This window comes from Alteromonas sp. KUL17 (genome assembly GCF_006538305.1).
Lineage (GTDB): Bacteria > Pseudomonadota > Gammaproteobacteria > Enterobacterales > Alteromonadaceae > Alteromonas > Alteromonas macleodii.
This window is the reverse complement of sequence record NZ_BJKJ01000004.1, coordinates 296,650-309,194: the sequence shown is the minus strand read 5'-3', so window position 1 is coordinate 309,194 and position 12,545 is coordinate 296,650. Positions and strand designations below refer to the sequence as shown.

Sequence of the window (12,545 nt, the reverse complement as noted above, 5' to 3'; positions counted from 1 at the left end):
AACTTGTTAGCGTTAGGTTTTGCTCACATTGAGTTCTTCAAATAAAGCCGCAATTTGATTCGTCACTTTGTGCTTAGGTAAGTAGAAAGGCAGCGGCATTCGCTTAGAGTGAGACTCTTTCACTTTTACCGTGGCACTTATATAACTTTCTAACACTGGCAAATCTTGCTGCTTAAGTGTCTCAATTAACTCTCTTGGAAGCTTTGCTTGGCTATTGAATTGATTAACAACAATACCCAACAAACGCAGTTCAGGGTTGTGGTCTTCTTTTAGTTCCATCGCATTTTCAAGTAAACGCTCAATCGCCTGTGCCGAGAAGTCGTCGCAATCAAAGGGGACGCAAAAGCCATCAGCAGCAATAAGTGCCGCTTTAGAATAAAAATTAAAATTAGGAGGCGTGTCGATAAAAATGTTGTCGAATTCGTCTTTTAACTCCTTTAACGCGTCTTTAAGTTTAAAAATTTTGTATCGTGATTCGAGCTCTCGCTCGACTTCTGCCAACGCAGGAGAAGAAGGCATAACGAAGAGGTTTTCATAAGGCGTTGCATGCACGAACGCGTTAGGCTTCTTGGCTGTTCTGAAAATGCCAACTACTTGTTTGAACATATCGGCTACGGTAAGGCTTTGTTCACTGGCGTTAAATCCCACGTAGTGAGTACTATTTCCCTGAGCGTCTAATCTACCAATAAGGTCTTATGACCCAGCTTAGCGCTTTGCGCAGCTAAATTGGTGCTAATGGTCGATTTGCCTACGCCGCCTTTTTGATTAAACACCACGATTATCATAAGAAATCCCTTTGTCAGTTGTGTTTAAAATATGCCCAATTAAAAGTCCTTATGCAAAATATTGTTTGTGGTTTAATGCAAACTGAATACAGTTGTCCCAAACAGTGAAAAAATCAACACCGCAAAACAACGTGGTTTTATACACCTAAAATGGAAAACGTTATGGTTAATATAAAAAAGTCTGTATGGCGGCTTGCAATAATGCTTCTGGCGGTTTGGATGTCCAATAATACTTACTCAGCCGATGTATACACTGCGCAATATTACGCGAATAAAGGACTGAAAAGTGCTAAGCATTTTCCTGGATTGGCGAGTCTTTGCGATATTAGTCAGGAGCCGCGGGATATGTTCATTATTAACGATAACCAGCGTGAGAGATCCAAGCGCAATAAGGGTGATAGCGAAGTAAAAGGAAATGCTAAAGTCCGTCGTCAAATTCCACCTCAACAGGTCTTCGATAACCTTTATTATGTCGGCGCTGGCAACGTAGCAAGTTGGGCAATTGATACGGGCGAAAGTATAGTTTTAGTAGACGCACTAAACAATAACCAACAAGCTCAACATTATATCCTTAACGGACTTTCGGCACTCGGGTTGGGAGATAAGCCGATTTCCCATCTAATCATATCTCATGGACACGGCGATCATTACGGAGGTTTTGGGCTGATTAAATCAGTTTATAGTCCACGTATTGTGATGAGTGAAATTGAGTGGCACGTGTTGGAAAACGACGCGTTTGCAAGCTATCGCTGGGGAGCAAAACCTGAAAAAGATTTACTGATTGAAGATGGGGATGTACTCAACGTAAATGGCACTGAGTTAGCGTTTTATGTAACGCCTGGACATACACCGGGTACGCTTACTATCGTTCTCCCTGTGATCGATGGAGATGAACGGCATCGCGCTGTATTATGGGGCGGGACAGGGCTCAATTATGGTCCGGATGTCGCAAGAATAAAGTCTTATACAAACTCGGCCAATGCAATGAAAGCGTTGGTGAAAGAACAAAATATTGATGTATTTTTGTCAAATCACCCTGGAAGAGACGGAACAAGAGATAAGCTTAAGGCATTAACGGATAGGAAAGATAATCAGGCACATCCATTTATACAAGGAGAAGATGTGGTTGTTGAAGCATTTGAGCTTCTCGAGAATTGTACAAGAGCACAGTGGATGCAGATTGAGGAAAACCGTGCTCAGTAAAATGTGAGCGATAAGAATCTCAAGGCAAAAAAGAGAGAAACCGTAGACTTGCTCCTTTTACCTTGAGATTTTCAAACGTTATTTCTGTAGCATTTTGTGTTTATTAAATCTTCTTGCACTCAATAAACCTACTGCGAAAATAAAGATTGCAAACGTAGAGGGTGCACTTACCTCAGTTGAAGAAGAGGTTGTAGCAAACGAGCTAGCTAAAATGATCTCGCCGTTGACAATCGGGTTGTTAGTCAAGTTAAAGACAGGCCCGGTTAACGGCCCGCCAGCAGGGAATAGTGCATCGTAAAATGCATTTAGTGAGAAATCATCGAAAGATACTCTAACCGCGTTGCGTGATTCTGTGCAAGAGGTGTTGGAACACGACTTTTCGACTTCATTAACAAATATTCCCAAGCCAAAGTCAGCGATATTCAAACCCGCAAAGAGAGACTGATTTTCAAGTGCAGTAGCCGTTACGGTATTTCCCCAAAGATTCACTTCCACATCCACGATGTCTGATGAACCTGCTGTAGATAGATTCACGTTTGAGCCGGTCGTGGCGTTTCCGTCAATTTGCGAGACTGTGGAAAGTACATCAGCACTTAGCGTTAAAAAGCCACTTATTCCAAGTAAGTCTGAAAATAAGTCAAGATTAAGGTCGTTTATGGTTCCGCGGCCTGACGTAAAAAAGCTTGCCGGAACAACACTCGTTAAAGACGATTGAGATTCACCTTCAATAATGGCGGTGGATAGCGCGCCATCAAACTCTGTAACGTCGATGGGGCTGCCCAACGTACCCGAAGCATCTGCGCTTGCGCCAATGATAGTGTCAATCTGAGAATAATTTTCAGGAGCACTACCGCTGGTATGAGCTAAGTTGATAGTTGAGTTAGCGATTGCAGAGACCATACCTCCTATATTACTTGTAATGGAAAGATCGACATGGACTGCATTCCCATAACTGCTGCCTATTATTGCCGCGTTAGTTGAAAAGCCTACCGTCGCCGAAGCGAACAATGCGCTCGTTAATATCGTTCTTACTACTGCTCTTATCACTTTGTTGTTGTGTGGTTGCATGATGAAACCCTCATTTATGGCTTAGCGTGCTGCTAAGCGAGCCTTTTACAAGTAAAGCGTAGTCACGAGTGTTCAATTCAGTTATGAGGGTTTCCCCCTAAATTTAGACTTTCGTATACACGGCGGTGGTAAGAGAAGCTATGGGGAACACGACACTGTTTATTACTGTGATTCAGACAGCCTAAAGATTTAGAGCGGTAGCTGGCAGTTGTGCAGAAAAAATAAAAAGGCCTCTAGCATTCAAGAGGCCTTCGGTGTGTTGGAGCGCTAATCGCTAATATGGTTAGGAATAGTTAGGGCAGAATTAGTTTAGTTCTTTATCTACCCAAAATTTCGTGCCTTTAACAGTTGCCTGTAATGTAAGGCCGCTTTCAGTCATAGTATACACTGTGACGTTACCCAAGTAGCCTTCGCCTTCTGCAGATGCGCCTTTGTTACCGGCTTTCGCTGCTACATCCGCGTTACCACCTACAGTCCATCCATTTTCAATAAAGTGATTCATCGCTTTTTGTGTGTGGAAAACCATAACAATTCGGTAATCTTTTGCGCCTAAGCCAAGGCCTACGCCACCTTCGGCCATATTCATATAGGTTTTTGCGCTGGTTACATTATTGTTTACAACACCGTAGCCTGTGCCCGCCGCCACAAAGAATACGTTGATGTTAGCATTGGTAAATACGGCGTAGCCGGCAGCGTCTTTTACCTGAGAGCGCGTATCGGGCTTTTCAGAATAAAGGCGGGCAAGCGCGTTATCTTGCATATCTAAAATAGCTTGTCGCTTTTCAGCAACAGTTCCGTCGCCCATCGAAGCGCACGCCGTCAAGGCTAACACGGCAGCCACAAACACAGATTTAATAGCTAACTTACTTATTTTCATGCAATTCTCCTTAGCATGTAGGTATTTTATTAACTACAGAAGAAGACCATTCTTACTGTTTCTAATTCAATAAAATACCGTTTTAATTTACGTCACATTAGTTGTACGCAAAAAACGTGCTAAGTGGTGCATGGAACATTGAAAACTATTGTTCTTACTTGCTAGGACACCTGCAAGTCGCTACCACTCAATTTCAAGCTCTAACGCACCGGGATGATCGGTTTGACCAACCATTTCTTCATACGGTGTGCTTTGACGGAGCCAAACTTTCTCAAAGGCTTGAGAGTCAAAATGCTCCCTAATCTCGTTCAAACAGTGAAACGTTTTAGGTTGTGACTTGTTGTCGCGAACCAAGGTGCGTGAGGCGCCCATACCGGTTGATGCGAGGTAATTGCCGCCTTCTAGTGACTCAATGTATAAGTTCATAGTGTAACCCTCATTAGGTCGCAACTCGTTATCGCTGCGTCTTATATCTAATTAGTCGAAAATAGCCACAATGATCATTAATTTTGTGTCATGCACGATAAGGAGCCTTACGCATTGGTTGCATTTCAAAGCAACACGAATTACCACCACTTATTCGAACATACTGCGATCCCCGCCTTTTGCATACATTCATGAACACGCTCTTTGTCTTCTAAATTTAAAAATGATCCCACTTCAAATTGCTGCAGAGGGGCTTGTAGCACAAGCTGTGGCGCACATTTTAAGCTCAAGTCTTTTTTATAGTACAAGGACGTATCAGGGCGGAAGAATTCTATGCTGATACCGTTCGAGCTAGTGACTTGAATGCTGTTTGATGAAATTAAGAGCGTCTCCCAGCGGTATGTTGCTTTAGAAACCAAATACATAATCAGTGCCAGTAACCCGACCTCCAATCCTGCAAAAGGTAATATGACCCACGCACCGGCCAGTGACCAAGCAATAGCTATCGAGCTGATAAAAAGGGCAAAAGCTGCAATAAGGTGCTTTGTCTGTTGCCATGTTGCTGAGCGGTTTGGCGAAAGATGCAGTTGCACCTGGTGCTCAAATGTAGATACTTCAACCATGTTTTTTAAAATGCTGTATATGATATCTGTGTAAGTAAAACCTTATACGTAGTGGGATAACAATAGTTTGAAAATTGTACAGGTGCTAGTTGGCTGCGTGCTTAGAAAAGTCATGCCGTGTAACTTGCCGTATTTTCTGCCTTAAGGACGTATGTGATTTCTCTCATCAAGCAAAACGCTGGTAAAACAGCGTTGATAGTACTTTTATTTTTATGGATCGGCAGTTTGCTAGCGCAACCAGCCCCTATTGAGCTTGTTAAAGAGTTCGGGCTTTTCAGCGTTCTTGGCGTTATTGGTGCTATATTTGCGAACGCCACTGGAGCTGGCGGTGGCGTGGTTTTCGTTCCGTTTTTTAACTACCTGTCATTTTCTGCGCAAAGCGTTGTGGCAACGAGTTTCGCCATCCAATGCTGTGGTATGACCGCGGGGGCACTAACTTGGGCCGCGTATTATAAACACCAACACAAGTATGATCAGTATTGGAAGGCATTACCCAGTGTACTGATGTTAACGGTTCCCTCGTCAATATGCGGCATAGGATTCGCTCAGTATTCTTCTCAAAGTACACGGCTTCTAGAGCATTTGTGGGGGGGGGCCAATAACCTTCATATCGCTTTTGGTAGTTTTTCTATTCTATTAGCAATCGCAATATTTGCTTCTATTCCGCTAATGAAGCGTACCCATTTCAAAAAAGACTTACATACGAAAGATCTTTTGCTTTTACCTTTCATTGGTTTTTTAGGCGGCATTATCACCGCGTGGCTTTCGGTAGGGGTAGGAGAGTTAGTCGCTGTTTACCTCATAATTCGAGGGTTTAATGTAACTTTGTCTATTGCCAGCGCGGTTATCTTGTCGGCTTTTACTGTGTGGTCTGCATTGCCATATCACGCTTTTATAAGCGAGTCTGTGGTATGGCAGGTTGTTTTGTTTGCTGGGGCAGGTGCAATAGTCGGTGGAACGATTGCAAAGTTTGTTGTTTTAGCATTTTCGGTTCAGCGTCTAAAACTTTTTTTCGGTATTTGGGTACTAATTTTAGGTGTTACAAGTTTACCTATTCTTTAAGCCACGAGCTTGCGGCAGTTAACAGCTTAGCTCACCTCAGTTTAAAGCCTAAAAGTAACGCGACGCAGAACCAGATTCTTTTTCTAAACGCTAATCTCGATAAGGAAAGATAATATGGATATCAATCCTGTTCCTAAGAAACGATATAACGTGCTTCAGCCAGAATGGTCATCTCACGCTGTTATTTATCAGGTCAACACTCGACAGTTTTCAGAGCAAGGTAATTTTGAAGGAGTGAGAAAAGGGTTAGCTCATATTAAGTCACTCGGCGCGGATATTGTTTGGCTAATGCCTGTACATCCTATTGGGGAAAAAAACAGGAAAGGGGAGCTTGGTAGCCCCTATGCGGTAAAAGACTATCTGGCCATAAACTCAGAATTTGGTAGCGAAGAAGATTTCAAAGCGCTGGTGGATGAAGCGCACAAGCTTTCGCTAAAAGTCATCATAGACTGGGTGCCAAATCACAGTGCGTGGGATAATCCTTTGGTTGAACAGCACCCCGAGTGGTACGCCAAAGACTACAAAGGAGATTTTCGTCCATCTCCGTGGTGGGATTGGAGCGATATCATAGAGTTTGATTATGAACAGGTTGGCCTTCGCAAATACATGATTAACGCGTTGTGTTATTGGGTTGAAAAGTTCGACATTGATGGGTTTCGCTGTGATGTAGCGGGGTATGTCCCCAACGATTTTTGGCAGCAAGCAGTGCAAACGCTAAGCGCAATCAGACCAGTCTTCATGTTGGCTGAATGGGAGAATCGAGATCTTCACGAAAATGCGTTCAATATGACATACGCATGGAGTTGGAACGAGACGCTACACGAACTCGCACACGGACAATGTTCGCTGGATAGGTTGCGCAAGTATTATTCGTGGAACGAACGCAGCTGGCCTCACTCCGCTTACAGAATGACTTTCGTTAGTAATCATGACAAAAATGCCTGGGATGGCACTCAGCGCGAACAATTTGGTGATGCGCTTGAAGCCTGCATTGCGTTGTCTGTGGTAGGTGAAGGTATGCCGCTCATTCACAACGGACAAGAAGCTGGGGAAACCAAGCGTTTAGCGTTCTTTGAGCGCGATCCAATACACTGGCAAAAACATGAAATAGGCAACTTGTACCGCAAGCTAATTGCTCTTAAAAAGTCCAAAGCTGTGCTAGGGAACGGAGAGTACGGGGCAAGAATGATACAGGTGCCAAACTCTAAGATGGATAAGGTTTTAGTTTTGTACGTTGTAATGAAAATGAAAAAGTATTCGTTGTGATTAATTTTTCAAATGAGCAGCTTGATGTAACGTTTGAAGAACCATTGCTTGAAGGTGAGTATGCGCACTGGGAGCGGGACGAAAAGAAAATCTTCGGAGCTGATTCAGTGTGTAAACTCACGCCTTGGCAGTTCGAGATATGGGTGGCATAACGGTGTGATCGTTTAGTGTCATCTTTAACTACAAAAGGTAAAAAGCACTAATGTTTTTTTACTAAGTGAAAATTAAGGATGAACTATGACTGCGAATGATTCAGCTGAAAAAACAGAAGACCGCTCGTTAAATAATCATGCAGCGCTTAAAACTTCTATTGCCAATGGTGATGTTGAAGAGGTAAAAGCGCGACTTGAAGGACACACTTTGGATAAGCTAGAAAAAGGTTATCTTATCGATCTCGCACGCTTGAGTGGTAACAGTGAAATCGAGGAAGTGATTAAGTCAACACCCGAAAGTTAGATGCTAAAGAATCTAGCTCAGATCTAATCTGAGCTAGTACAACTTAGTTATTACTCTTCAGAACTATCACTTGAGTTACTTTCAGACTTACTCTGATAACGCTTAAATTCCGTACGCGTAATTAATTCATCGTCATTTGCGTCAATATTATCAAAATCACGTGTTACACCACTTCGCGAGGCTTCAGCTTTAGTAAGCTTACCGTCGCTGTTAGCGTCCATCATCTCAAATTTACTGCGCGCAATGACCGCTTCATCTGCGATAACCGTATTATCATGAACAACAGTATCTTCAGCGACGTTGTCAACGTTTGTCTTTTCTAAGTTTCCGTTAGCCTTCAACTCAGTCTTAGCTCTTAGCTCGTGAGTCAGCCTTTTGTCTTTCGTCGCGGCAACCACTTCATCGACATCAGTATCAACTTTAACTTCCGTTTCCATTGTACCTTCTGTACCCATACTCTCTTTCATCGATTTTACCGTTGCAAGCACGTCGTCATCGAAATGTTGAGGGTGCTTCGTTACATGAGCATTGAACTCTTTAATTGAAAGCTGCATGTCTGAATTGGTATCAATTTTGGAAAAGTGCGCATAAATCTCATCGTCGTCAGCTTCTTCTCGTGAAATATAGCCGTTGTCATCGTTATCCAAATCGGCAAATGTGGTGTCTATTTTTTCGATACCATTGCCGGCAAACGCGGCAGTAGAAAGTGCGGCGCTGATTAGTGTAGCAATTGTTAATTTTTTCATATCTAACTCCTTGGTTTTTCGGCCTCCATACTGCTTAAAAACGGAGGAGAGTATTCACATGGAGTTATTCACAGCATATGCCATTTCAATAAAATTTTTTTAGATCATTGGTTTATGTTTTTTGAAAGGTTGGGTGACGACAGGCGGAATTGTGAGATCTATAGAATTTTCTGAAAAAGTTACTCGCTATTTTTGACAAAAATGGAACGCGTTAAGCGGAGAATGTTGTGAATGCGAGCAACAATCGACCTGCCGTTATTCAAGCAGTGAATTTTGTTTAGTTTAAAGCCATTAGGTTTCGAATGAGTACTCAATGTTTGTTACGGTAACCGTTCGAATTTTGTAATGGCTTCTAAGCTTACTTCCCACGCAGCTTTGCTTACGCCGAAGATATGTGCAGTAGGTTTAATCAGTAGTTTCGTATCCAGACACCCAGCGGGTACGGCTAGAATGTCACCGAGTTGAGTACACGGAAGGGCTGAACCACAGATTTTACAGAAACTTTTGCTATGACGCGTGTTCTCGAGCGTGAAGTTGACTACAGCGTCAACACCCGATGCCCAAGTTATTATAGCCGAACTTGAAAACAGGTTGGCTGCGAAGGCCGAACCTGTATCCTTTTGACAATGTTTGCAGTGGCACAGATAAAAACTGTCAAAATCACCCTCGATTTTAAAAGTTACCGACCCGCACAAACAAGACCCTTTGTAATTGTTCATCAAAACTCCTTTTTTGTGAAATACCACTATTTAAAGCACTAAGACTGCTACTGTTTAGCAAGCCAATCGTAAAAATGCGCCACGCCCGCTTCTAAAAACGGTTCTATGGGACCGTGTTCTTCTTCGCCTGATAAATAAAGTGCTCGTCGACCTTTTTCTAGCAATAGGCAGGCTTCTTCATCTTCTACGGCTGTTTCCATATAGGCCGCTTTTTCCGCTGCAAAGTAGTCTGGCATATCCTTATAAAGTGCTTCGGGATAATAAAATTCAACGTGGTTTACACATGCGCCGGCACCCTTGGGATAAATCGTGCTGACGACAATAATATCTGGGTACCACTCAATCATAATATTAGGGTACAAAAAGCACCATATTGCGCCAAAGCGAGGAAGTGTTTGCCCGAATCGTGCCAATAATGCGTCTTGGAACTCTCTGTAACGCGGAGTTGTGCGCTTGGTAAGCTGGTCGCCTAGCCCCACTTTTTGAACTGAAAAATCATCGCCAAACGACCATTCTAAATCATCGGGTTTAACAAACTGGCGAAGCCCAGGGTGCATGGAGTACACGTGATAGTTCTCTAGATAGATTTCGATGAATGTCTTCCAGTTAAATTGATATTCCGTGGTTTCAGAACCGGCGTAAAAGTAATCGGTAAAGTCGAGATAGTCCTCAAGCCCAAGGGCAGATAAGTCCATATTAGGAGAGCGCCCTCGAAATAGAAGACCGTTCCACACTGACAGTGATTCCTTTTTCAACTGACCGCTAAGGGCATCCTTAAAGTGGGGTGCACCTTTAAGCTGGCCTGTATTGTCATAGCCCCAGCAGTGGAGTTTACAAACTATGCTGCGTGCCCGGCCTTGCCCTTCAAGAAGTTGAGCTTGTCGATGTAAGCAAACATTGGATATAAGTTCATAATTCTCACCTTGATTAAACAACGCATAACGGTCGTTAAAGTGAGGCAGTACTTGATAGCTAAACTTCTCTGGCACCATTAGGGAATGGCCCGCATAAGCAAGCCCTCGAGAGAATGCCTGCTCGACTTCCTGCCGGCTTTCATCAGCATCAAAGTAACTTTTTATAGAAGGATGGGTAACGATTTTCATAGTTTAAAACGGGTGCTAAAAACGCAGTGCGTTGAGTCGAAATAATATAGGCGCTATGTATCACTGAATTGCTTATAAAAATAGCAATATTTTATTTAAAGCACTATTTTTTTAAAAATATCGGAGTAGAATCCGCGCACCTTAATTTCGAAGTGATTTTCATGGACATTGGCTTCCATCACCTTGAAGAAAAGCGTCTATTAACGCTTTCTTTTTATATTGCCGGCGCATTTGTCATTATTGCGCTTGGTTTTGCCATTTTAACGAGCTCAGGCGCTATTTTATTTGATGCCGCGTACTCGTTAATCGCTTTTGTTATGTCAATGCTAACGCTTAAAGTGGCCAATTTGGTTCAACGTCCTGACGATGACCGGTTTCACTTTGGTTACACGGCAATTGAACCTACGCTAAACATGTTTAAGTCGCTTATCATCATTGCCACGTGTGTGTATGCCGTCGCGAGCTCTGTTCAGAGTTTATTAGCAGGTGGGCACGCAGCTGAGTATGGTATTGGTATGGTCTACGGTGCTGTGGCAACGGTTGGCTGTTTTAGTATCTCTCTGTACATGCGAGTAAAAGGTAAGCATTTACTGTCCGATTTAGTAAAAGTGGATTCTCACACTTGGATGATAGACGGCGTGCTAAGTGCATCCATCTTGTTCGCTTTTATTTTGGCCTACGCGTTAGAGTTGACGGAATATAGAACGCTGTCGCCGTACGTTGATCCTGTTTTATTGATTATTCTTGGCTCGGCAATGTTGCCGGTGCCTTTTAAGATTTTGCGTGAAAGCCTTAATGAAGTAATTAACAAAGCGCCGCCTGAAGCTATCTCGGCGGTAATCGAGAAAAAATTCAAAAAAACGTTGGCTGACGTCCCATACGAACATGTGGAAGTGCGAATTAGTAAGCGGGGTAGGGATGTCTATCTGTTAGTCCACATTATCGTGGATGACGCATTCTCGATTGCAACGATCAGTGAGTTAGACGAAATTCGACTGAAATGCGAAGCAGAAATGCGCGAGTGGGATCCTGCAATCATCATGGATATCTTGTTCATAAAAGATCCTGAACTTGCAGAGTAATGATACGGGGGAGTGTGAAATTTCTCGCATTCTCCCCTTACTTGGCTGGCAAAATCCTCCAAACTTTCCGATTATCAACTCTTTAAGCTAATTGAAGATGTGATGGAAACGCGACTTCCGCTATATAAAAAGCTGTTGGTAATGTACCGCATAGAACCGGGATGTCTTGGGCCGCAAGGGGCTGACTACGTTGAGGAGTTTTGTGTATTTGCCAAAAAAAGGCTAAAAGACAACCATGGTCATTGTTTGCGATGGACCATTAAGCCCCGCTACGACAAGACACTGCCCGAGCTTGAATTCCAGATAAAAAATGTCGTACTTTCCCGTGACAATGCGGCTAAATATATGGATAGCTTTGGTATTGATATCGATGCTTTCGAAGAAGAGCTAGAGGAGTCGCTCGCCGATTTGGTTGATGCATTTTTTGAACGCTGATGCTTTCAACTAAAGCCACCGTTGCATGCATTGCTATATACAATGCGAGGGAACTCGAAAAGGCACTTCAAATGCAGAGCACAAAAAAGCCCCGCCATTTCTGGCGAGGCTTTATCATTCATTCAGTTAAAGTGAATCAGTAACTCACCTTAATAGATCAGTTTAAAGATTTCAGTTTCTGGTAACCTTCAGCTTCTAGCTCATCATTTACGCACTCTAATACAAATACGTCTTCCGACTTGCCTTTTGTACCTTCTTCTTCAGCGATTTCTTTACAGAACTGGGTTAATTCCGCTACCAGCTCTGCAGGTGCTTCTTCTGACGCAGCTGCAATTACAGAGAACGCCATTGCGCTTAAACCTACTAAGCCTAAACCTATAAAGCGTAAACCTTTCATAATTACCTCGTTTAATAGTTGAGTATAAACATTTACGAGCTGGATATTGCGCCTAAGTGTTGAGATTAAAAAGCTAATTTTTTGTTCTAGAAGACAAATTCTTTTCATCAAAAATTTAACAATTTTTTTGACTCTTAAAGTGTCAGGAAGCGAATAGTTAAGGTGAGAAGTTTTTTTGATATCTGGGTAGTTCAGGATTTAAGAGAGTGGGCTAGGCTCACGCTAAAGTGTAAACCTTTGATGGGCATTTTAAAGGCTTTTTGGCATAATGCGCGGCCTAAAGTAGAAAAGTAACGA

General features: G+C 42.8%; 13 protein-coding genes and 2 pseudogenes. 6 read left to right on the top strand and 9 right to left on the bottom strand.

Annotated elements, in window-relative coordinates; all coding sequences use genetic code 11:
* Positions 1-12 precede the first annotated feature (12 nt).
* Positions 13-785 (bottom strand): annotated as a pseudogene (locus KUL49_RS06050) (ParA family protein).
* 162 nt (positions 786-947) lie between these two features.
* Here KUL49_RS06050 and KUL49_RS06045 point away from each other — a divergent pair.
* A complete protein-coding gene (locus KUL49_RS06045) occupies positions 948-1,988 on the top strand; it encodes an MBL fold metallo-hydrolase (protein ID WP_131136653.1) in 1,041 nt (346 codons plus the stop codon).
* 78 nt (positions 1,989-2,066) lie between these two features.
* Here the strand turns inward: KUL49_RS06045 and KUL49_RS06040 are convergent, their stop codons facing one another.
* The 4 genes from KUL49_RS06040 to KUL49_RS06025 all read right to left on the bottom strand — a co-directional run bounded on the left by KUL49_RS06040 (position 2,067) and on the right by KUL49_RS06025 (position 4,982).
* Entirely contained in the window at positions 2,067-3,056 is a 990-nt protein-coding gene (locus KUL49_RS06040; protein ID WP_242633737.1) for a hypothetical protein, read from the bottom strand.
* Between the two features lie 304 nt (positions 3,057-3,360).
* The gene (locus KUL49_RS06035; RefSeq protein WP_131136652.1) at positions 3,361-3,933 is read right to left on the bottom strand and encodes a YSC84-related protein; all 573 of its coding nucleotides are present in this window, start codon (positions 3,931-3,933) and stop codon (positions 3,361-3,363) included.
* Positions 3,934-4,113: 180 nt separating this feature from the next.
* The gene (locus KUL49_RS06030; protein WP_257721543.1) at positions 4,114-4,383 is read right to left on the bottom strand and encodes a DUF6482 family protein; all 270 of its coding nucleotides are present in this window, start codon (positions 4,381-4,383) and stop codon (positions 4,114-4,116) included.
* Positions 4,384-4,499: 116 nt separating this feature from the next.
* Positions 4,500-4,982: a DUF2244 domain-containing protein gene (locus KUL49_RS06025; RefSeq protein WP_014950020.1), complete on the bottom strand. Its 483-nt coding sequence runs from the start codon at positions 4,980-4,982 to the stop codon at positions 4,500-4,502.
* A gap of 153 nt (positions 4,983-5,135) precedes the next feature.
* Between KUL49_RS06025 and KUL49_RS06020 the strand changes: the two genes are divergently transcribed.
* From KUL49_RS06020 to KUL49_RS06010, 3 genes and pseudogenes are all read left to right on the top strand, one after another.
* The gene (locus KUL49_RS06020; RefSeq protein WP_014976941.1) at positions 5,136-6,044 is read left to right on the top strand and encodes a sulfite exporter TauE/SafE family protein; all 909 of its coding nucleotides are present in this window, start codon (positions 5,136-5,138) and stop codon (positions 6,042-6,044) included.
* Between the two features lie 114 nt (positions 6,045-6,158).
* Positions 6,159-7,462 (top strand): annotated as a pseudogene (locus KUL49_RS06015) (alpha-amylase family glycosyl hydrolase).
* A gap of 85 nt (positions 7,463-7,547) precedes the next feature.
* A complete protein-coding gene (locus KUL49_RS06010; protein WP_014976939.1) occupies positions 7,548-7,766 on the top strand; it encodes a hypothetical protein in 219 nt (72 codons plus the stop codon).
* Between the two features lie 50 nt (positions 7,767-7,816).
* On the opposite strand, the gene KUL49_RS06005 is transcribed toward KUL49_RS06010, so the two are convergent.
* From KUL49_RS06005 to KUL49_RS05995, 3 genes are all read right to left on the bottom strand, one after another.
* Positions 7,817-8,512 carry a calcium-binding protein gene (locus KUL49_RS06005; RefSeq protein WP_131136651.1) on the bottom strand — a complete coding sequence of 232 codons (696 nt, stop codon included), beginning with the start codon at positions 8,510-8,512 and terminating at the stop codon, positions 7,817-7,819.
* Positions 8,513-8,832: 320 nt separating this feature from the next.
* On the bottom strand, positions 8,833-9,231 hold the full coding sequence (locus KUL49_RS06000; RefSeq protein WP_131136650.1) for a GFA family protein: 399 nt from the start codon (positions 9,229-9,231) through the stop codon (positions 8,833-8,835).
* Between the two features lie 47 nt (positions 9,232-9,278).
* Positions 9,279-10,334 (bottom strand): aromatic ring-hydroxylating dioxygenase subunit alpha, encoded by a 1,056-nt coding sequence (locus tag KUL49_RS05995; protein ID WP_131136649.1) that lies wholly within the window; start codon positions 10,332-10,334, stop codon positions 9,279-9,281.
* 161 nt (positions 10,335-10,495) lie between these two features.
* Here KUL49_RS05995 and KUL49_RS05990 point away from each other — a divergent pair, with 161 nt between their 5' ends.
* Together KUL49_RS05990 and KUL49_RS05985 are read left to right on the top strand one after the other, a co-directional pair.
* Entirely contained in the window at positions 10,496-11,416 is a 921-nt protein-coding gene (locus tag KUL49_RS05990; protein ID WP_131136648.1) for a cation diffusion facilitator family transporter, read from the top strand.
* Between the two features lie 102 nt (positions 11,417-11,518).
* Positions 11,519-11,851 (top strand): hypothetical protein, encoded by a 333-nt coding sequence (locus tag KUL49_RS05985; protein ID WP_131136647.1) that lies wholly within the window; start codon positions 11,519-11,521, stop codon positions 11,849-11,851.
* Between the two features lie 157 nt (positions 11,852-12,008).
* On the opposite strand, the gene KUL49_RS05980 is transcribed toward KUL49_RS05985, so the two are convergent.
* Positions 12,009-12,248, bottom strand: coding sequence for a hypothetical protein (locus tag KUL49_RS05980; RefSeq protein ID WP_039236345.1), 240 nt, complete (start codon positions 12,246-12,248; stop codon positions 12,009-12,011).
* Positions 12,249-12,545: the final 297 nt, after the last annotated feature.

What these genes read in the sequence shown, in the direction of transcription:
- KUL49_RS06025 (WP_014950020.1), bottom strand. Translation starts at nt 4,982, where the DNA reads ATGGTTGAAGTATCTACATTTGAGCACCAGGTGCAACTGCATCTTTCG.
- KUL49_RS06010 (WP_014976939.1), top strand. Translation starts at nt 7,548, where the DNA reads ATGACTGCGAATGATTCAGCTGAAAAAACAGAAGACCGCTCGTTAAAT.
- KUL49_RS06000 (WP_131136650.1), bottom strand. Translation starts at nt 9,231, where the DNA reads ATGAACAATTACAAAGGGTCTTGTTTGTGCGGGTCGGTAACTTTTAAA.
- KUL49_RS05980 (WP_039236345.1), bottom strand. Translation starts at nt 12,248, where the DNA reads ATGAAAGGTTTACGCTTTATAGGTTTAGGCTTAGTAGGTTTAAGCGCA.
- KUL49_RS06040 (WP_242633737.1), bottom strand. Translation starts at nt 3,056, where the DNA reads ATGCAACCACACAACAACAAAGTGATAAGAGCAGTAGTAAGAACGATA.
- KUL49_RS06045 (WP_131136653.1), top strand. Translation starts at nt 948, where the DNA reads ATGGTTAATATAAAAAAGTCTGTATGGCGGCTTGCAATAATGCTTCTG.
- KUL49_RS05990 (WP_131136648.1), top strand. Translation starts at nt 10,496, where the DNA reads ATGGACATTGGCTTCCATCACCTTGAAGAAAAGCGTCTATTAACGCTT.
- KUL49_RS05995 (WP_131136649.1), bottom strand. Translation starts at nt 10,334, where the DNA reads ATGAAAATCGTTACCCATCCTTCTATAAAAAGTTACTTTGATGCTGAT.
- KUL49_RS05985 (WP_131136647.1), top strand. Translation starts at nt 11,519, where the DNA reads ATGGAAACGCGACTTCCGCTATATAAAAAGCTGTTGGTAATGTACCGC.
- KUL49_RS06005 (WP_131136651.1), bottom strand. Translation starts at nt 8,512, where the DNA reads ATGAAAAAATTAACAATTGCTACACTAATCAGCGCCGCACTTTCTACT.
- KUL49_RS06035 (WP_131136652.1), bottom strand. Translation starts at nt 3,933, where the DNA reads ATGAAAATAAGTAAGTTAGCTATTAAATCTGTGTTTGTGGCTGCCGTG.